Here is an 18,938-nt window from a genome sequence, read left to right as displayed (position 1 = left end):
CCAATCATAGGATGAATTTTCTGACATGTTAGTCAGCTATGCGTAGGACGGCAACCGCCCAAGTTCAAAGGGCAGGAGAGGAAGCGGGATTTTCGATTAGTAAGAATTACCCTTTGCTTGATCGGCATCCAGAATTACTGGGCGACGTGCAAATACTTCAAGAGGGTGCAGACTTGCAACGTCTATTGGTGGACCTCGATCGATCATCCCCCCTCCGCGCTCGCATCCTGACTGCAAACCGCAGACAAAAATAAACCCGGAACACTGTCCGGGTTTATTTCACTGCCAAGTGCCGATCAATGCAGGATCTGGCTCAGGAACATCTTCGTCCGATCGTTCTGCGGGTTGTCGAAGAAGTCGTTCGGCGCAGCCTGCTCGACGATTTCACCCTTGTCCATGAAGATCACACGATTGGCCACGGTGCGGGCGAAGCCCATTTCGTGGGTCACGCAGAGCATGGTCATGCCGTCTTCGGCGAGGCCGATCATGGTGTCGAGCACCTCTTTCACCATTTCCGGGTCGAGTGCCGAAGTCGGTTCGTCGAACAGCATGATTTTCGGTTTCATGCACAAAGCACGGGCAATCGCCACACGCTGCTGCTGACCACCGGACAGTTGTCCCGGGAATTTATGCGCCTGTTCCGGAATGCGGACGCGCTCCAGGTAATGCATGGCGATTTCTTCGGCCTGGCGCTTGGGCATCTTGCGCACCCACATCGGTGCCAGCGTGCAGTTCTGCAGGATGGTCAGGTGCGGGAACAGGTTGAAGTGCTGGAACACCATGCCGACTTCACGACGGACCGTTTCGATCTGCTTGAGGTCGTTGGTCAATTCCACGCCATCGACCACGATGCGCCCCTGCTGGTGTTCTTCCAGACGGTTGAGGCAGCGGATGGTGGTCGACTTGCCGGAACCCGACGGGCCGCACAGGACGATTCGCTCGCCCTGCTTGACGTTCAGGTTGATATCTTTCAGCACGTGGAACTGGCCGTACCACTTGTTCACGCCCTGCATCTGAATAATGCCTTCAGGGCTCACAGGCTTTTTGATTGCTTCGCTCATTACAGAACTCCTAACGCTTGTGGCCAGTGTCGAGCTTGCGTTCCAGATGCATGGAATAGCGCGACATACCGAAACAGAAAATCCAGAACACCAGGGCCGCGAACACATAGCCTTCGGTGGCCATGCCCAACCATTTCGGGTCGGCGGCAGCTTGTTTGACGCTGTTGAGCAGGTCGAACAGGCCGATGATGATCACCAGGCTGGTGTCCTTGAAACAGCGCAATGAAGGTGTTGACGATGCCAGGAATCACCAACTTCAGGGCTTGCGGCAGAATCACCAGCCCCATGCTGCGCCAGTAACCGAGGCCCATCGCTGCGGCTGCTTCGTACTGACCTTTGGGAATCGCTTGCAGACCGCCACGCACCACTTCGGCAACATAGGCCGACTGGAACAGGATCACGCCGATCAGCGCCCGCAGCAGTTTGTCGAAGTTCATGCCTTCAGGCAGGAACAACGGCAGCATCACCGGACATGAACAGCACCGTAATCAACGGCACGCCGCGCCAGAATTCGATGAAGGTCACGCAGACCACTCGAATCGCCGGCATGTTCGAACGACGGCCCAGCGCCAGCACGATCCCCAGCGGCAACGCACCGGCAATACCGACGGTGGCGATCACCAGGGTCAGCATCAGGCCGCCCCATTGGCTGGTCGCCACCTGGGTCAGGCCGAAAACGCCGCCATGCAACAGGCACCAGGCAATGATCGGGTACAGCACCAGGAAGCTCAGGCCGTAAACCGCTTTACGCGGGAAGCGCGAGATGAACAACGGTGCCACGCCGATGACTGCCAGCCACACGGTCAGGTCTACGCGCCAACGCAGTACCGGCGGGTAATAGCCGTACATGAACTGGCCGAAGCGCTGCTGGATGAACACCCAGCAGGCGCCTTCCTTGGTGCAGTCGGCCTGGGACGTGCCGACCCAGTTGGCGTCCAGGATCGCCCAATGCAGGATCGGCGGCACCACCAGGTAAATCAGGTAGAACGCGAACAGGGTCAGCGCGGTGTTCAGCCAGCTGGAGAACATGTTCGCGCGCATCCACGCCATCGGCCCGAAGACTTTGCTCGGTGGTGGCATGTCGGGTTTGAAAGTATGAGTACTCATGCGCTTTTCCTTACCGCTCGATCAGCGCAATGCGCTTGTTGTACCAGTTCATCAGCAGGGAAATGCTGATACTGATCGCCAGGTACACGCTCATGGTGATGGCAATCACCTCGATCGCCTGCCCGGTCTGGTTCAGCACCGTACCGGCAAACAAGGACACCATTTCCGGATAACCGATACCGGCCGCCAGCGAGGAGTTCTTCGCCAGGTTCAGGTATTGGCTGGTCAGCGGTGGAATGATCACACGCATGGCTTGCGGGATGATCACCTTGCGCAGGGTCGGACCGTTGCGCAGGCCCAACGAGTGCGCCGCTTCGGTCTGGCCGTGGCTGACCGACTTGATACCCGAACGCACGATCTCGGCGATGAACGCCGCGGTGTACACGGTCAGGGCCAGGGTCAGCGCCAGCAGTTCCGGGATCAGCACCCAGCCACCAACGAAGTTGAAACCTTGCAGCTTCGGCATTTCCCAGTGCACTGGCGCGCCGAAGATCAATGCGCACAGCGCCGGGATCACCAGGAACAGCGCCAGGCCGACCCAGAATTTATGGAACGGTACGCCGGTCGCTTCGAAGCGTTTGGTCGCCCAGCGGCTCATCAGCACGATGGCGACAATGGCCACGACGATGCTGACCACAAACGGCCAGAAACCATCCGCCGTCAACGCGGCCGGCATGTTCAGGCCGCGGCTGCTGACGAAGAAGGTGTCGCCGAAGTTATGGCTGTTACGTGGCCCTGGCATGGTCAGGAACACCGCGAAGTACCAGAACAGGATTTGCAGCAGCGGCGGAATGTTGCGGAAGACTTCCACATAAACAGTCGCCAGCTTGGCAATGATCCAGTTCTTCGACAGGCGTGAAACGCCGACGATGAAACCGAGGAGCGTCGCCAGGATGACCCCGATGAAGGTCACCAGCAGGGTATTGAGCAGGCCGATGACAAACACTCGGGCATAGCTGTCCGATTCGGTGTAGTCGATCAGGGTTTGAGCGATGCCGAAACCGGCACTGCGCTCCAGAAAGCTGAAGCCGGAAGTAATGCCCCGGTGTTGCAAGTTGGTCTGGGTGTTATCGAACAGATACCAGCCCATGGAGACCACCGCCACAATGGTGATGATCTGAAATAGCCACGCACGCACTTTGGGATCGCTGAGGCTGAGCCTCTGCTTTGGTGCGCCGATTGAATTTTGCATGAAGTGCCCCGGATGTAATGGAACAGAACATCACCCGGTGGTTGGCCCACCGGGTGATAGAACCATCAGCGCACTGGTGGTGCGTATTGAATGCCGCCAGCGTTCCACAAGGCGTTCAGCCCGCGGTCGATTTCCAGCGGAGTGCCTTTGCCGAGGTTTTTCTCGAACACTTCGCCATAGTTGCCCACTTGCTTGACGATCTGGACGACCCAGTCCTTCTTCACTTTCAAGTCTTTGCCGTACTCGCCGTCGGTACCCAGCATACGTGCGACGTCCGGATTCTTGGTGGACTTGGCTTCGGCTTCGACGTTCTTCGAAGTGACACCAGCCTCTTCAGCGTTGAGCATGGCGTAGCCTACCCAGCGAACAATGGCCAGCCACTCGTCGTCGCCGTTACGCACGACCGGGCCCAGCGGTTCCTTGGAAATGGTTTCCGGCAGAACCACGTAGTCCTTCGGCGAAGCCAGCTTGCTGCGCTGAGCGAACAGTTGGGACTTGTCCGAGGTCAGTACGTCGCAACGACCGGATTCCAGCGACTTGGCGCTTTCATCGGAGGTGTCGAAGGTGATCGGGGTGTATTTCAGACCGTTGCCGCGGAAGTAGTCGGAAACGTTCAGCTCAGTGGTGGTACCGGCCTGGATGCAGATGGTCGCACCGTCGAGCTCTTTGGCACTCTTGACGCCCAGCTTGCTATTTACCAGGAAGCCAATGCCGTCGTAGTAGGTGATGAAGCCTGGGAACTTCAGGCCCATGCCCGCGTCACGGGAGCTGGTCATGGTGGTGTTGCGCGACAGAATGTCAATTTCGCCGGACTGCAGCGCGGTGAAGCGCTCTTTGGCGTTCAACTGGCTGAACTTGACCTTGGTCGCATCGCCGAAAACGGCAGCGGCCACAGCGCGGCAGAAGTCAGCATCGATACCGATGATCTTGCCAGTGGAGTCCGGAACCGAGAAACCCGGCAGACCGTCACTGACACCGCACTGTACGAAACCTTTCTTCTGCACTGCATCCAGGGTTGCACCCGCCTGAGCGAACCCGCTGACACCGAGCACTGCAGCTGCAGTCACGATGGCCAGGGTGGATTTCAACATCTTCATTCAAACCTCCAGTTTTGCTCTTGTTGTGTCGGAGCGTGAGTCCAGTCGCACCCTTATGAGGCGTAGTCGACCCGTGTTGGCTTTTTTTGGGGTCAACCGACGTAAAGACCTTAGCTATGAGTCTAGTAAGAGAAAATCCACATCATGGACAACTCACTTCTCACCAATCGGCCGAACGGGCTGTAGCCCTTTCACGTTCGCGAAGCCCGTAGCGGCCACTGGCGAACATCCATCACCGGATTCTTTGCTATCCCGCTGCCAGCAGTACACTGATAGTGTTACCGCAAGGCGCGAGATGGGTTGCACCGCTTTCACATAGCAAAGCCCGTACCAGACCGCTCGCCGATGCGGTTAAGGGACAGGTCAATAGCAAAACTTGTAACCTTGCGACATCTTCTTAACGGATCAACCCGACGCGCACTCACATCTCGCACTTAATGAGAGCGCACGCACAAAATTGGAGCAACCATGACCGAGCCCTTGATTCTTCAACCCGTAAAGCCCCCAGACGCCTGCGTTATATGGCTGCACGGCCTGGGCGCCGACCGCTACGACTTTCTGCCGGTTGCCGAAGCCTTGCAGGAAACCCTGCTGACCACCCGCTTCGTTCTGCCCCAGGCACCGACCCGCGCCGTGACCATCAACGGCGGTTACGAGATGCCGAGCTGGTACGACATATTGGCCATGAGCCCGGCGCGCGCGATCAGTCGTGAGCAGCTGGAAACGTCGGCGCAGCGAGTCTTTGATTTGATTGAAGAGCAGCGCGCCAGCGGAATAGACGCCTCGCGTATCTTTCTGGCAGGTTTTTCCCAGGGTGGCGCCGTGGTCTTGCACACCGCTTTCCTGAAGTGGCAGGGGCCGCTGGGTGGCGTACTTGCCCTCTCGACTTACGCACCGACCTTCAGCGATGAAATGGAGCTTTCGGCCAGCCAGCAACGCATTCCCGTGCTGTCGTTGCATGGCCAGTACGATGACGTCGTTCAAAACTCGATGGGCCGCACCGCCTACGAGTTTTTAAAGCAGCATGGTGTCACCGTGACATGGCAGGAATACCCAATGGGCCACGAAGTGTTACCCGAAGAAATTCGCGACATCGGCGTCTGGCTGGCCGAGCGTTTACGCTAAAAGCTACCCATTGATCCATCCCACTACGCCGCGCCCGATTCTTGCATTACACTGGCCGGCGTATATTCCTTAACCAATTGATGAGATGACCGTGCTCAAAGCACTCAAGAAAATGTTCGGTAAAAGCGAGACTGAGCAGCTCGCGCCAGTTCCCAGCGCTCCGTCTCATATCCCCAGCCACCGCACCGACGGTAATCAGCCTGGCCGGACCGCAACCGTAGCGGCACCGAAACACGAGCCTGTGACCACACCGGCCGCCCCACCTGTCGAGATTGTCGCCGCCGAGCCACCGCGCAGCGAATCGCCGAAACCGGCAAAACCGCGTCGCGAACCGAAACCGAAAGCGCCGGTCATTCCCTGGAAACTCGAAGACTTCGCCGTTGAACCCCAGGAAGGCAAAACCCGTTTCCACGATTTCAAACTCGCCCCGGAATTGATGCACGCCATCCAGGACCTGGGCTTCCCGTACTGCACGCCGATCCAGGCGCAAGTGCTCGGCTTCACCCTCGCGGGCAAAGACGCCATCGGTCGCGCCCAGACCGGCACTGGCAAAACCGCCGCGTTCCTGATTTCTATCATCACGCAACTGCTGGAAACCCCGCCACCCAAGGAACGCTACATGGGTGAACCGCGGGCGCTGATCATCGCGCCAACCCGCGAGCTGGTGGTGCAGATCGCCAAGGACGCCGCCGACCTGACCAAGTACACCGGCCTCAACGTCATGACGTTTGTCGGCGGCATGGACTTCGACAAGCAGCTCAAGCACCTCGAAGCCCGTCACTGCGACATCCTCGTGGCCACCCCGGGCCGCCTGCTCGACTTCAACCAGCGCGGTGACGTGCATCTGGACATGGTCGAAGTCATGGTGCTGGACGAAGCCGACCGCATGCTCGACATGGGTTTCATCCCGCAAGTGCGCCAGATCATTCGCCAGACACCGCCGAAGAACGAACGTCAGACGCTGCTGTTCTCCGCAACCTTCACCGAAGACGTGATGAATCTCGCCAAGCAATGGACCACCGACCCGTCGATCGTCGAGATCGAATCGCAGAACGTGGCCAGCGAAAACGTCGAGCAACACATCTACGCCGTCGCCGGTGCCGACAAATACAAACTGCTCTACAACCTGGTCAACGACAACGGCTGGGAGCGGGTGATGGTGTTTGCCAACCGCAAGGATGAAGTGCGGCGCATTGAAGAGCGCCTGGTGCGTGACGGCGTCAACGCCGCGCAACTGTCCGGCGACGTGCCGCAGCACAAGCGCATCAAGACCCTGGAAGGTTTCCGCGAAGGCAAGATCCGCGTACTGGTCGCCACTGATGTGGCCGGTCGCGGCATCCACATCGACGGCATCAGCCACGTGATCAACTTCACCCTGCCGGAAGTCCCGGACGACTACGTGCACCGCATCGGCCGTACCGGTCGTGCTGGCGCAGAGGGTGTGTCCATCAGCTTCGCCGGTGAAGATGACTCCTACCAGCTACCGTCCATCGAGGCATTGCTGGGTCGGAAAATCAGCTGTGAAACACCGCCGACGCATCTACTTCGGGCGGTTGAGCGCAAGCGTCCGTAACTCGGCCCTTGCTGAAAGAGGCGCAGCCGGAAACGGACTGCGCTTTTTTTTCGTCCCGATGTTGCTCGATACAACTAAAAGTCCATAATGGACAAATTAGTTTACTTTCAGCGCCCGGAGCCGACCATGTCCAGTACGCCTTATGTGATCACCCAACCCCAGGCCCGTGAACTGCTGGCGCAGGTCGACGTGCCGCAGATCCTGCGCAAGCTGTTTCGCGACCTGGCGGCCGGGCTAGCGGTGCAACCGGCGCAACAGCTGGTGGAGTTCCCTCAGGGTGCCGGCGACTTCATCAACTATCTGGGCGTGCTGGCTGAAGACGGCGTCTACGGGGTCAAGACTTCGCCGTACATCGTGCGCGAACAAGGTCCGCTGGTGACGGCCTGGACATTGTTGATGTCGATGCAGACCGGCCAACCGTTACTGCTGTGCGATGCCGGCGAACTGACCACCGCACGCACGGCCGCGACCACCGCCGTCGCCGTCGATGCCCTCGCTCCGCTGAAGGTGCAGCGCCTGGCGATTATCGGTAGCGGCAAGGTGGCTCAGGCGCATTTGCATTACGTTAAAGATCTGCGTGACTGGCAAAGCATCAGCCTCTATTCCCCGAGCCTGAGCGATAAGAACCCTGAAACGCTGGCACAGCTGAAACGCCTCGATCCACGCCTGACCATCGCCGACAGTCGCGAAGCGGCGATTGAAGATGCCGACGTGATCATGCTGTGCACCTCGTCCGCCGGCCCGGTGATCGATCCCTCGAAGCTGAGCAAACCGGCGCTGATCACCTCCATCAGCACCAACGCCCCGCGCGCCCATGAAGTCCCGCCGCAGAGCCTCAATGACATGCAGGTGTTCTGCGACTATCGTCTGACTACCCCGGGCTCGGCGGGCGAAATGCTGATTGCGGGGGAACAACATGGCTGGGACAAGTGCTTGATTGTCGGCGACCTGCCTGATTTGCTCAGCGAAAAGGTCCCGCGTCCCGACTACGACCGTCATGTGTTCTTTCGTTCGATCGGCCTGGGCCTGGAAGACATCGCACTGGCCAATGCCATCTACCGCCTACAACACTGACACCACAATCCCCTGTGGGAGCGAGCCTGCTCGCGATAGCGGTTAATCAGTCAACATTGGTATCGACTGACCCAACGCTATCGCGAGCAAGCTTGCTCCCACAGGGGACTTCCACAATTTCGGCATTTGCGCTCGACAGGAGACGTTCATGAGCCAGGCAGATTTCATCATCATCGGCGGCGGGATTGCCGGCGCTTCCACCGGTTTCTGGCTGTCGCAGCATGCTCGGGTGATTGTGCTCGAACGCGAATCCCATCCGGCTTATCACTCCACCGGACGCTCCGCTGCGCTCTACACCGCCGCGTATGGCACACCGCAGGTTCGCGCGCTGACCCAGGCCAGCCGCGAATTCTTCGACGCCCCGCCAGTCGGTTTCTGCGAACACCCGCTGCTGACTCCGCGTGGCGAGATGACCGTGGACTTCACCGGCGACCCGGCCGAACTGAACAATCAATACCTGAGCGCCAAGGCCACGGTGGCGGAAATGCAACTGCTCAGTGCCGACGAAGCCTGCGCGCGCCTGCCGATCCTGCGCCGTGAAAAAGTCCATGGTGCGATCTACGACCCGACTGCCAGCGACATCGACACCGATGCCCTGCACCAGGGTTACTTGCGCGGTATCCGTCGCAATAAAGGCGAAGTCCACACCGACAGCGAAGTGCTGAGCCTGACCCGCAATGCAGAAGGCATGTGGCAGGTTCAAACCAACAACCAGACTTTCAGCGCACCGATCATCATCAACGCGGCAGGCGCGTGGGCCGACAAGATCGGCTCGCTGGCTGGCGCCAAGTCGTTGGGCCTGCAACCGAAGCGGCGCGCGGCGTTCATCTTCGCCGGCCCCGAGGGCGTGGACATCCACCATTGGCCGATGCTGGTCAGCCTCGACGAATCGTTCTACATGAAACCCGACGCCGGAATGTTCCTCGGCTCGCCAGCCAACGCCGACCCGGTGGAGCCGCACGACGTGCAGCCCGAAGAGCTGGACATCGCGATGGGCATCTACCAGATAGAAGAAGCCACCACGCTGACCATCCGCCGTCCGACCCGCACCTGGGCCGGTCTGCGCAGCTTCGTAACGGACGGAGACCTGATCTGCGGCTTCGATCAACATGTGCCAGGGCTGTTCTGGGTCGCGGCGCAAGGCGGCTACGGCATCCAGACATCACCTGCCATGGGCCAGGCCAGCGCAGCGCTGGTACGCGGTGAAGCCTTGCCCGAACAGCTCAGCCGTTTCGGCCTGGACGCCGAGATGCTCTCCCCTGCCCGCCTGGGTTGATTTTCGTCCTCAGGTGACGTGTCGACCCGATTGCGGCAAACTTCCAGCGCCCTTTTTGCAGGGCGCTGACGCTGCCTGGAGTTCCACCGTATGAACGCACCTGAAAAAGACCCGGCCATGGACAACTACCGGGCGATCGCCGATGCGATCGCTACGTTGTTCTTCCCTCATGCCGAGGTGGTGCTGCACGATCTGCGCACGCAAAAAATCGATTACATCGCCAACAATCTGTCCAAGCGGGAAGTGGGAGATGACGCGGCACTCGAGGACATGCTCAGCGACGATGTCAGCGAACGGAACATCGGGCCCTACGAAAAGCTCAATTGGGATGGCCAGAAGATTCGCAGCCTGAGCAGTGTCTTGCGCGACAGCGACGGTCACCCGCTGGCGGTGCTGTGCATCAACCTGAACATCTCGCTGTTCGAAAATGCCAAGGCCGCGCTCGACCTGTTCCTGTCACCAAGCAAACTGATTCCGCAGCCGGACTCTCTGTTTCGTGATGACTGGCAGGAGCGCATCAATACCTTCCTGCACGCCTGGCTGCGCGAACGCCAGCTGAGCCTGAACCTGCTGACGCGCGACCACAAACGTGAACTGGTGCTGGCGTTGCACGCCGAAGGGGCCTTCAAGGGCAAAAGCGCTTCGAACTATGTGGCCAATGTGCTGAACATGGGGCGGGCGACTGTTTACAAGCATTTGAAGGAATTGAAGGGCTGAGCCCTGAGGTGGTTGTTGCCTGATCTGACGCCATCGCAGGAACGCCGCCCGGCAGCGTTCCTGCGATGCGGTTGATCAATCGCCGTAGATGTCAGCCTTGAAGTACTTCTCGGAAATCTTCTGATACTCGCCACTCGCACGAATGCCATCAATGGCAGTATTCAACTGGCTCACCAGCTCGGTGTTGCCCTTGCGCACCGCAATCCCGGCACCCTCGCCCACGTACTTCGGATCCTTCAACTCCGGCCCGACAAAGGCATAGCCCTTGCCACGCGGCATCGCCAGGAAGTCACTCAACGGGATGGTGTCGGCAAAAATGGCGTCGAGGCGACCGGCTGCCAGGTCCATGTAGATTTCTTCGTTGTTGCCGTAGCGCTTGACGTTGATGCCCTTCGGTTCAAACACCTCGGTGGCGTAACGGTCGGTGGTGGTGGCGCGCTGTACACCGACAGTCTTGCCCTTGAGGCTGGCGTATTGGTCATCCACGGACGCGCCTTCCTTCATCACCAGACGCGATGAAGTGAAGTAGTACTTGTGGGAGAAATCCACCGACTTCTTGCGGTCTTCGTTGATGGTCATGGACGACAGCGCCATGTCGATTTTTTTCACTTTCAGGGAAGGAATCAGACCGTCGAACTCGCCTTCGACCCACACGCACTTGACCTTCATTTGCGCACACAGGGCATTGCCGATGTCGTAGTCGAAACCGACGATCTCGCCCTTGTCGGTTTTCGACGCGAAGGGCGGATAAGCGGCTTCGATGCCGATGCGCAGGGTTTTTTCGGCGGCGAACAGCGTGCTGCACGCGAACAGGCTCAGCGCCAGACCGGTGATGAGGGGGAATTTCTTCATGTTCGTTCTCTCGCGGGTTGTTGTTGGTTTGGCAAGACAGAAGAAAGAGCTGGAAACGGGGAAATACCTTTTTTGTACTTATAATTCCATACTGGACTTTTATGTATTAGCCGTCAATTGGGGAGAATGGAGATGTGCCGGCCGGTGGTCGGGCGAGGGTCATTGGGATTTTTGGTGTTGCTGATGGCCTCTTCGCGGGCAAGCCTCGCTCCTACAGGTTTTGTGTTGTTCACAAAATGTGCGCACGACACAAAACCTGTAGGAGCGAGGCTTGCCCGCGAAGGCATACTGGCAGACACCGCAGGAATCACTGCTTCCAGCGATCCGCCGCCGTATGATCGCTGTCACGCCCTTCCACCCAACGCGGTCCGTCTCGGGTGTTTTCCTTCTTCCAGAACGGCGCACGGGTTTTCAGGTAGTCCATGACAAAGGCGCAGGCGTCGAACGCCGCCTGGCGATGGGCGCTGGCGGCGCCGACGAAGACGATCGGTTCGCCCGGTTCAAGGGCGCCGATCCGGTGCAGCACTTCAAGCTTGAGCAGCGGCCAGCGCTGTTCAGCCTCCAGGGCGATTTTGCCGAGGGCCTTTTCGGTCATGCCCGGATAGTGCTCGAGAAACATCCCGGACACATCGAGCCCGTCATTGAAGTCGCGCACATAGCCGACAAAACTCACCACCGCCCCGACGCCGACATTGGCGGCGTGCATGGCATTGACTTCAGCACCCGGATCGAAGGCCGTGGACTGCACGCGAATCGCCATGTCAGCCCCCGGTCACGGTCGGAAAGAACGCCACTTCGTCACCGTCAGTCACCGGTTCGTCGAGCTGGCAGAGGTCCTCGTTGCGGGCGCACATCAAGTTCTGCTCGCTCAGCACCTCGGCACCGTCACGCTGAGCCAGCAATGCACGGACGTCGTCGACCGTGGCGAAATCGCCTTCAACCTTGATTGAGTCCACGCCAAGCGCTTCGCGGTAGCGGGCAAAAAACTTCACGGTGACGTTCATGGTTGATCTGCCTGGAAATGGCCGCTCTTGCCACCGAGTTTTTCCAGCAGCCGCACGCTTTCGATGGTCATGCCACGGTCCACGGCCTTGCACATGTCGTAGATCGTCAGCGCGGCGACACTGGCGGCGGTCAGGGCTTCCATCTCGACGCCAGTCTGCCCGGACAACTTGCAGCGCGCGACGATGCGCACGGTGTCATCGCCTTCGGCACTCAGCTCGACCTTGACGCCGGTGAGCATCAGCGGATGGCACAGGGGAATCAGATCGCTGGTCTTCTTCGCAGCCTGAATGCCGGCGATGCGCGCCACGGCGAACACATCACCCTTGGGGTGACCGCCGCTGACGATCATCTGCAGGGTTTCGGGGAGCATGCGCACCAGCGCTTGAGCGGTTGCCTCACGGAACGTCACGGCTTTTTCGGTGACGTCGACCATATTGGCGCGACCTTGGGAATCGAGATGAGTCAGCACAGGTTTACTCCTGATCAGGAGCGTCGATTGTAAACCTGTGGGTCAAATTTCCGCACGTTTGATTATTGGATGAATGGCCCTTGCAGGAGCGAGGCTTGCCCGCGAAGGCGGCGTGTCAGACAGATTGATGTTGAATGTGCGGTCGTCTTCGCGGGCAAGCCTCGCTCCTGCAAGGGGATTTGTGTTGGGCATAAAAAAACCGGGCGGCTTTTGGGGCCGCCCGGTTCTGGTGACGTAGTTACAAATGCGTTTCGGCGTATTCGGCCAGAATCGAACGTGGCACCCCTTGCAGGGTGATGTGTACACCGTTGGGGAAATCCTTGAAGCGTTCGGTCAGGTATGTCAATCCGGAGCTGGTCGCGGACAGGTAAGGGGTGTCGATCTGCGCCAGGTTGCCCAGGCACACCACTTTGGAACCGGCGCCGGCACGGGTGATGATGGTTTTCATCTGGTGCGGTGTCAGGTTCTGGCATTCATCAATCAGGATCAGACTCTGCTGGAAGCTGCGGCCTCGAATGTAGTTGAGGGATTTGAACTGCAACGGCACTTTGCTGAGGATGTAATCGACGCTGCCATGGGTGTTTTCGTCATCCATGTGCAAGGCTTCAAGGTTGTCGGTGATGGCGCCCAGCCAAGGCTCCATTTTTTCCGCTTCGGTGCCGGGCAGGAAACCGATTTCCTGGTCCAGGCCCTGCACGCTGCGCGTCGCGATGATCCGGCGGTAGCGCTTGCTGACCATGGTCTGCTCGATCGCCGCCGCCAGGGCCAGGATGGTTTTACCGGAGCCGGCAGCACCCGACAGGTTGACCAGGTGGATGTCCGGGTCAAGCAAGGCGTATAGCGCCAGGCTCTGATAGATGTCACGGGGTTTAAGGCCCCACGCTTCCTGGTGCAGCAGCGGTTCCTGGTGCAGGTCAAGGATCAGCAGCCGGTCTTCCTCTATCTCCTTGATCCAGCCGACGAAGCCCTGTTCGTCAATGATGAACTCGTTGATGTGGACGGCCGGCAGGTTGTCGATCAATTGCACCTGATGCCAGGTGCGACCGTGATCCTGACGGGTTTCGACATTCCTCACCCTGTCCCAGAAGGAGCCGTCCATGTTGTGATAACCGTTGGGTAGCAGCGACACATCATCGACCAGTTGGTCGGTGCTGTAGTCCTCGGCCGCGATCCCGCACGCCCGGGCCTTGAGGCGCATGTTGATGTCTTTGGTGACCAGCACCACGGGCAGTTTCGGCTCGCGCGCGTGCAGGTCGATCAACTGGTTGATGATGATGTTGTCGTTCAGGTGTTCGGGAAGAATGATGTTCGGTTCGGCACGCTTGCTCATCAGAATTGACAGCAAACCCTTGGGCCCACTCTTGCCGCGCTGGATCGGCACACCGAGCTCGACGTCTTCGGGGCTGGCATCGCCCAGGGTCTTGTCGATCAGGCGAATCGCCTGACGGCATTCTGCGGCCACGCTGTGATGCCCGCTCTTGAGCTTGTCCAGCTCCTCAAGCACGGTCATCGGGATGGCAACGTGGTGTTCTTCGAAATTAAGCAGGGCGTTTGGATCGTGAATCAATACGTTGGTATCGAGTACATAAAGGATTGGCTGGTTGGAGGAAGAACTACGTCCGTGATCATCCATACTCGGTCACCTTTGTGGGAGCCATTCGACGCAATACCGTGACAGTGCTGCGCCTCGAAGTGGCCACCGAATTCACCTGCGAGGATTCAAGTGAACTGCGAACAAGTAGGGTCTTGGAAGACGCCACCTGTGTTGCAGGTTTCGGCGGTCTGTCTTCGTAATACTCCAAAACCCATGACAGAAAAAAGTACTTTGACGTTTTTTTGAAGTTTATTTTTCAGAGTGACCAATAGCACTAGGCGGATGGCCATCACCCCGTTAAAGTCGGAAGTCCGCCTGCATCGAAATCTGCTCGAAAATCACCCCGCCGCGCCCTCCTCCCCAATGATTCCGGGCTTTTTACGGTTTCAGCGAAACGCGTCCTGACAGTCCTCCCAACCGATCCCGCTTTGCGCCGTTTGCGTGATGAGCCAGGGCATCGCCGTTTTCACCGCATCCTGCTTCACATTGAAGTTGATCACCCCATGTCGCCATAGCAGCATCAGCGTCAACACGCGCTGGGCGCTCGGGTTGCCCTTGAGCTTGCCGGCGCCATCCTGGGCATCGATGTCCCACAGTGCCACCTGCAAACCCTGAGCCTTGAAGAAGCCTTCGGCGTCAGAACGACGCTGGCCATCGGGCGGACGGAACAGCGGCACGTAATTCTCCGGCAGTTTGCTTTTGACCAGCTCGACGCTGCGGCGCACCGAGTCCTGCCAGTCCTGCCAGTGGCTGTGGGAGCGAAACTCCCAGCCTTGCACGCCAATGCACTGCGTTGAATAGGTCGCTTGCAGACTGGCCACCGAGCGCTCGGCCAGACGCGCCTGAATGTCTTTGCCCAGGACGAAGAAGGTGCCGCTCATGTTCGACTTGCGCAGGTACTCGGTGACCCAGCCGGTGTTGTCCGGCGTGATATTGGCGGCGCTGTCGAACGTCAGCAAAAACAGCCGGTCATGCATCTCTTCGCCGTTGCGCTCATAGTCACCAAAACGATCGACTTCGCTGCTGCTCTGCGGAAACAGGGCCGCCTTGCGCAGTTGCTCATCCAGATACTGGGCGTGGAACAACCGGCTCGGCTCCGACCACTTGATGTAATAGCTGTCGTCGCTGACCTGAAACTTGGCCGCTTGCTGGCGCAGGGTGTCCATGTCCTCGACGAGGAAACAGAAGGAGGCATCCTGATCGCAGCTCTGCTGGGCGAAGTTGTAGTTGGTCAGCAGTCGCTGCCACAGGCGCTGGCGCAGGTTGTTGACGGCCTCCAGATTAATCTTGCGCAGGCCCAGACGCTGGGCCAGGCTCGCTTCATCCAGCGACTCGCTCGCCAGCAGCACCCGCGAAAACATGAGGATTTCGGCGCGTGATGCCACGTCGAACAGCGTCGGGCTGCTGAGCTTTTCCGGCCAGGTGCTGCGATCAAGCGTCGCCACATCGCCCGGCGCCGCCATGGCACCAAAGCTCAATAGCCAGGCCGATAATAGAAAAACGATACGCAATGGGATGTCTCCATAACAAAACCCGCGCGGCACTATAGCTGATCCTGCCCATATTCCCGCAGCCGCACTGACCCCCGTAGGAGCGAGGCTTGCCCGCGAAGGCGGTGTGTCAGTTGGCATCACCGGTAACTGGCACACCGCCTTCGCGGGCAAGCCTTGCTCCTGCAGGGTTTGTGCAACACCACCGATCACCTATGGACTTGATAGCTGGAGTCAACCGGTCCAACCCCCTAGAATCGCCCCCACGATTAAAGGAGACGACTTCATGCTGATGGTGATTTCCCCCGCCAAGACCCTCGACTACGAAACACCGCCGGCGACCCAGCGCTTCACCCAGCCGCAATACCTGGACCACTCCCAGGAATTGATCATGCAACTGCGCGACCTGACGCCCGCGCAGATCAGTGAGTTGATGCACGTCTCCGACAAGATCGGCGGCCTCAACGCCGCGCGTTTCGGCAGCTGGACGCCAGCGTTCACACCGGAAAACGCCAAGCAGGCATTGCTCGCCTTCAAGGGTGACGTTTACACCGGCCTCAACGCACAAACTTTCAGCGAAGCCGATTTCGATTACGCGCAACAGCACTTGCGCATGCTCTCAGGCCTGTACGGCCTGCTGCGTCCTCTGGACCTGATGCAACCGTATCGTCTGGAGATGGGCACCAAACTGGCGAATGCCCGTGGCAAGGACCTGTACGCGTTCTGGGGCACCCGGATCAGCGAATGGCTGAACGAAGCCCTGGCCGATCAGGGCGACGACGTGTTGTTGAACCTGGCCTCCAACGAGTACTTCTCGGCGGTCAAACGCAGTGCCCTTAACGCACGCATTATTAATACCGACTTCAAGGACCTTAAGAACGGCCAATACAAGATCATCAGCTTCTACGCGAAAAAAGCGCGCGGAATGATGAGTCGTTTTGTCATTGAAGAGCGCGTCAACGACCCGGCAGACCTCAAAAACTTTGACGTTCAAGGCTATCGCTACAGCGCCGAACAGTCTAAACCGGACCATCTGGTGTTCCTGCGCGATCACGCGCCAGAGTAAGCACCTGACCGGCGCACGACGGCAAAAAATCGTCGTGCGTCGACGTCTGATCGTCCAACAATTCCCCGCCTTGTTCGCCGACTTATTGGCGCCAGAAATCCATCGCCTGATTTTCTAACTTTAGTTTCACTCGACTTTGATGTTTTTTTTCAGTAGTGGCACTGAAATTTTTTATCAGTAGTGGCACAAAACTATCTGACTCGATAATAAGCCTATATATAAAGGGCCAAACGGCAAGTGCTATCAATCTGAGAGCAGTGCCATCTTTCCCAATATTTCAAGAAATTTCAGAATCGGCGATGGGCGGGCCGGAACTATGTCCAAATGCGTAGCTCATACCACCGGTAACGATTTTCTCGATGCATGTACGAGATAACTTACGCAGAGAAGAGCGTCACATAGCGAAGTTGTCACATTAACTTCTGCAGACCGGACCTCTAATTTGGGCAACACATACAGGACAGGAGATACGCTTATCAATATCCCCTTCAAGGCCAAGGCTGCGCCCCTATAAACGTGCTCACCTGAGCACCCAACCGCTTGATTTACGGGCTTATTGCCTGGCATTGAGCGCGCAAGACCTTTGCACACGGTCCTCTGATTAGAAGATCGGCTGCATAACAGGGCATATCAGAATAATAAGGCCTAGTTGCGCACATCTTGAGTGCACTTATTTAGACACTCGGAACTTTGTATGCCTGCACGCGGCACTGCGGCGCCCGTAAGGCCGCACTTGCGAGTGCACTATAACGATGAACACCATTAACTCCGGCCATGTAATGGCTTGATAAACACAGAGGTAATTGCGATGCGCATCAGCATATTTGGTTTGGGTTACGTCGGCGCAGTATGTGCCGGTTGCCTGTCTGCACGGGGCCATGACGTCGTTGGCGTCGATGTTGCCAAAGACAAAATCGATATGATCAACGCCGGCCGTTCGCCGATCGTTGAACCGGGTCTGGGCGAACTGCTGAAGAAGGGTATCGAGACGGGCAAATTGCGCGGCACGACCAACTTCGCCGAAGCGATTCGCGACACCGACCTGTCGATGATCTGCGTCGGTACGCCGAGCAAGAAGAACGGCGACCTGGAACTGAACTACATCGAAGCGGTGTGCCGCGAGATCGGTTTTGTCCTGCGCGACAAGACCACCCGCCACACCATCGTGGTTCGCAGCACCGTGCTGCCGGGCACTGTCGCAAACGTTGTCATCCCGATCCTCGAAGACTGCTCCGGCAAGAAAGCCGGTGTCGACTTCGGCGTTGCAGTGAACCCTGAGTTCCTGCGTGAAAGCACCGCGATCGCCGATTACGACCTGCCGCCAATGACCGTCATCGGCGAGTTCGACAAGGCCTCGGGCGACGTTCTGCAATCGCTGTACGAAGAGCTCGACGCACCGATCATCCGCAAGGACATCGCTGTCGCCGAGATGATCAAGTACACCTGCAACGTGTGGCACGCCACCAAGGTGACCTTCGCCAACGAGATCGGCAACATCGCCAAGGCTGTCGGCGTCGATGGCCGTGAAGTGATGGAGGTGGTCTGCCAGGACAAGACGCTGAACCTGTCCCAGTACTACATGCGTCCTGGCTTCGCGTTCGGCGGCTCTTGCCTGCCGAAGGACGTTCGCGCCCTGACCTACCGCGCCGGCTCGCTGGACGTGGAAGCACCGCTGCTGAACTCGCTGATGCGCAGTAACGAGTCCCAGGTGCAGAACGCCTTCGACATCGTTTCCAGCCACGACAAACGCAAAGTCGCCCTGCTGGGCCTGAGCTTCAAGGCCGGCACCGATGACCTGCGCGAAAGCCCGCTGGTAGATCTGGCGGAAATGCTGATCGGCAAGGGCTACGACCTGAGCATCTACGACAGCAACGTCGAATACGCCCGTGTCCACGGCGCGAACAAGGATTACATCGAGTCGAAGATCCCTCACGTCTCGTCCTTGCTCAACGCTGACTTTGACGACGTGATCGCCAACTCCGACGTGATCATCCTCGGCAACCGTGACGAGAAATTCCGCGCCCTGGCGCAGAACGCTCCACACGGCAAGCAAGTCGTCGACCTGGTTGGCTTCATGTCCAAAGCCACCAGCGTCAGCGGTCGTACCGAAGGCATCTGCTGGTAACAAGCCGTTCCCTGTAGGAGCCAGGCTTGCCGGCGAACCAGACGACTTGATGTGTCAGGTACACCGCCTCGCTCCTGTAGGAGCCAGGCTTGCCGGCGAACCAGGCAACGCGGTG

At 58.5% G+C, this 18,938-nt stretch carries 16 protein-coding genes and 1 pseudogene; 7 read left to right on the top strand and 10 right to left on the bottom strand.

Going from position 1 to position 18,938, the window contains the following annotated elements:
• Positions 1 to 296 precede the first annotated feature (296 nt).
• The 4 genes and pseudogenes from JIO00_RS05295 to JIO00_RS05280 form a co-directional block, all read right to left on the bottom strand.
• On the bottom strand, positions 297 to 1,061 hold the full coding sequence (locus JIO00_RS05295) for an amino acid ABC transporter ATP-binding protein (protein WP_010463090.1): 765 nt from the start codon (positions 1,059 to 1,061) through the stop codon (positions 297 to 299).
• A 10-nt stretch (positions 1,062 to 1,071) separates the two neighbouring features.
• Positions 1,072 to 2,168, bottom strand: a pseudogene (locus JIO00_RS05290) (amino acid ABC transporter permease).
• 10 nt (positions 2,169 to 2,178) lie between these two features.
• Positions 2,179 to 3,360 carry an amino acid ABC transporter permease gene (locus JIO00_RS05285; protein WP_010463092.1) on the bottom strand — a complete coding sequence of 394 codons (1,182 nt, stop codon included), beginning with the start codon at positions 3,358 to 3,360 and terminating at the stop codon, positions 2,179 to 2,181.
• Between the two features lie 65 nt (positions 3,361 to 3,425).
• The gene (locus tag JIO00_RS05280; RefSeq protein WP_010463093.1) at positions 3,426 to 4,457 is read right to left on the bottom strand and encodes an amino acid ABC transporter substrate-binding protein; all 1,032 of its coding nucleotides are present in this window, start codon (positions 4,455 to 4,457) and stop codon (positions 3,426 to 3,428) included.
• Between the two features lie 468 nt (positions 4,458 to 4,925).
• Here JIO00_RS05280 and JIO00_RS05275 point away from each other — a divergent pair, with 468 nt between their 5' ends.
• From JIO00_RS05275 to JIO00_RS05255, 5 genes are all read left to right on the top strand, one after another.
• On the top strand, positions 4,926 to 5,582 hold the full coding sequence (locus JIO00_RS05275; protein WP_200667768.1) for an alpha/beta hydrolase: 657 nt from the start codon (positions 4,926 to 4,928) through the stop codon (positions 5,580 to 5,582).
• An 85-nt stretch (positions 5,583 to 5,667) separates the two neighbouring features.
• The gene (gene rhlB, locus JIO00_RS05270) at positions 5,668 to 7,155 is read left to right on the top strand and encodes an ATP-dependent RNA helicase RhlB (protein WP_042932351.1); all 1,488 of its coding nucleotides are present in this window, start codon (positions 5,668 to 5,670) and stop codon (positions 7,153 to 7,155) included.
• Positions 7,156 to 7,281: 126 nt separating this feature from the next.
• Positions 7,282 to 8,229 carry an ornithine cyclodeaminase family protein gene (locus JIO00_RS05265; RefSeq protein ID WP_200667767.1) on the top strand — a complete coding sequence of 316 codons (948 nt, stop codon included), beginning with the start codon at positions 7,282 to 7,284 and terminating at the stop codon, positions 8,227 to 8,229.
• 148 nt (positions 8,230 to 8,377) lie between these two features.
• A complete protein-coding gene (locus tag JIO00_RS05260) occupies positions 8,378 to 9,505 on the top strand; it encodes an NAD(P)/FAD-dependent oxidoreductase (RefSeq protein ID WP_154503182.1) in 1,128 nt (375 codons plus the stop codon).
• A gap of 90 nt (positions 9,506 to 9,595) precedes the next feature.
• The gene (locus JIO00_RS05255) at positions 9,596 to 10,222 is read left to right on the top strand and encodes a helix-turn-helix transcriptional regulator (protein ID WP_010463098.1); all 627 of its coding nucleotides are present in this window, start codon (positions 9,596 to 9,598) and stop codon (positions 10,220 to 10,222) included.
• Between the two features lie 75 nt (positions 10,223 to 10,297).
• Here the strand turns inward: JIO00_RS05255 and JIO00_RS05250 are convergent, their stop codons facing one another.
• The 6 genes from JIO00_RS05250 to JIO00_RS05225 all read right to left on the bottom strand — a co-directional run bounded on the left by JIO00_RS05250 (position 10,298) and on the right by JIO00_RS05225 (position 15,653).
• Positions 10,298 to 11,074: an ABC transporter substrate-binding protein gene (locus tag JIO00_RS05250; protein WP_010463099.1), complete on the bottom strand. Its 777-nt coding sequence runs from the start codon at positions 11,072 to 11,074 to the stop codon at positions 10,298 to 10,300.
• Positions 11,075 to 11,381: 307 nt separating this feature from the next.
• Positions 11,382 to 11,834 carry a molybdopterin synthase catalytic subunit MoaE gene (moaE, locus tag JIO00_RS05245; protein ID WP_010463100.1) on the bottom strand — a complete coding sequence of 151 codons (453 nt, stop codon included), beginning with the start codon at positions 11,832 to 11,834 and terminating at the stop codon, positions 11,382 to 11,384.
• A 1-nt stretch (position 11,835) separates the two neighbouring features.
• The gene (gene moaD, locus JIO00_RS05240; RefSeq protein ID WP_010463101.1) at positions 11,836 to 12,078 is read right to left on the bottom strand and encodes a molybdopterin converting factor subunit 1; all 243 of its coding nucleotides are present in this window, start codon (positions 12,076 to 12,078) and stop codon (positions 11,836 to 11,838) included.
• Positions 12,075 to 12,548: a cyclic pyranopterin monophosphate synthase MoaC gene (gene moaC, locus JIO00_RS05235; RefSeq protein WP_059406245.1), complete on the bottom strand. Its 474-nt coding sequence runs from the start codon at positions 12,546 to 12,548 to the stop codon at positions 12,075 to 12,077. The genes moaD and moaC overlap by 4 nt, the downstream gene beginning before the upstream one ends.
• Before the next feature lie 238 nt (positions 12,549 to 12,786).
• Positions 12,787 to 14,181: a PhoH family protein gene (locus JIO00_RS05230; protein WP_145306896.1), complete on the bottom strand. Its 1,395-nt coding sequence runs from the start codon at positions 14,179 to 14,181 to the stop codon at positions 12,787 to 12,789.
• Positions 14,182 to 14,528: 347 nt separating this feature from the next.
• Entirely contained in the window at positions 14,529 to 15,653 is a 1,125-nt protein-coding gene (locus tag JIO00_RS05225; RefSeq protein ID WP_042932353.1) for a polysaccharide deacetylase family protein, read from the bottom strand.
• Between the two features lie 265 nt (positions 15,654 to 15,918).
• On the opposite strand from JIO00_RS05225, the gene yaaA reads away from it, so the two are divergent.
• Both yaaA and JIO00_RS05215 read left to right on the top strand, forming a co-directional pair.
• Positions 15,919 to 16,698, top strand: coding sequence for a peroxide stress protein YaaA (gene yaaA, locus JIO00_RS05220; protein ID WP_010463107.1), 780 nt, complete (start codon positions 15,919 to 15,921; stop codon positions 16,696 to 16,698).
• 808 nt (positions 16,699 to 17,506) lie between these two features.
• Entirely contained in the window at positions 17,507 to 18,823 is a 1,317-nt protein-coding gene (locus JIO00_RS05215) for a nucleotide sugar dehydrogenase (protein ID WP_010463110.1), read from the top strand.
• Positions 18,824 to 18,938 lie beyond the last annotated feature (115 nt).

The sequence above is a fragment of the Pseudomonas sp. SW-3 genome (assembly GCF_016615645.1).
GTDB lineage: Bacteria > Pseudomonadota > Gammaproteobacteria > Pseudomonadales > Pseudomonadaceae > Aquipseudomonas > Aquipseudomonas mandelii.
This window is presented reverse-complemented; position numbering and strand designations above follow the sequence as displayed.

Excerpts from the sequence above, each read along its gene's own strand:
- JIO00_RS05295 (WP_010463090.1), bottom strand. The coding sequence starts at position 1,061 with ATGAGCGAAGCAATCAAAAAGCCTGTGAGCCCTGAAGGCATTATTCAG.
- JIO00_RS05285 (WP_010463092.1), bottom strand. The coding sequence starts at position 3,360 with ATGCAAAATTCAATCGGCGCACCAAAGCAGAGGCTCAGCCTCAGCGAT.
- JIO00_RS05280 (WP_010463093.1), bottom strand. The coding sequence starts at position 4,457 with ATGAAGATGTTGAAATCCACCCTGGCCATCGTGACTGCAGCTGCAGTG.
- JIO00_RS05275 (WP_200667768.1), top strand. The coding sequence starts at position 4,926 with ATGACCGAGCCCTTGATTCTTCAACCCGTAAAGCCCCCAGACGCCTGC.
- rhlB (WP_042932351.1), top strand. The coding sequence starts at position 5,668 with ATGACCGTGCTCAAAGCACTCAAGAAAATGTTCGGTAAAAGCGAGACT.
- JIO00_RS05265 (WP_200667767.1), top strand. The coding sequence starts at position 7,282 with ATGTCCAGTACGCCTTATGTGATCACCCAACCCCAGGCCCGTGAACTG.
- JIO00_RS05260 (WP_154503182.1), top strand. The coding sequence starts at position 8,378 with ATGAGCCAGGCAGATTTCATCATCATCGGCGGCGGGATTGCCGGCGCT.
- JIO00_RS05255 (WP_010463098.1), top strand. The coding sequence starts at position 9,596 with ATGAACGCACCTGAAAAAGACCCGGCCATGGACAACTACCGGGCGATC.
- JIO00_RS05250 (WP_010463099.1), bottom strand. The coding sequence starts at position 11,074 with ATGAAGAAATTCCCCCTCATCACCGGTCTGGCGCTGAGCCTGTTCGCG.
- moaE (WP_010463100.1), bottom strand. The coding sequence starts at position 11,834 with ATGGCGATTCGCGTGCAGTCCACGGCCTTCGATCCGGGTGCTGAAGTC.
- moaD (WP_010463101.1), bottom strand. The coding sequence starts at position 12,078 with ATGAACGTCACCGTGAAGTTTTTTGCCCGCTACCGCGAAGCGCTTGGC.
- JIO00_RS05230 (WP_145306896.1), bottom strand. The coding sequence starts at position 14,181 with ATGGATGATCACGGACGTAGTTCTTCCTCCAACCAGCCAATCCTTTAT.
- yaaA (WP_010463107.1), top strand. The coding sequence starts at position 15,919 with ATGCTGATGGTGATTTCCCCCGCCAAGACCCTCGACTACGAAACACCG.
- JIO00_RS05215 (WP_010463110.1), top strand. The coding sequence starts at position 17,507 with ATGCGCATCAGCATATTTGGTTTGGGTTACGTCGGCGCAGTATGTGCC.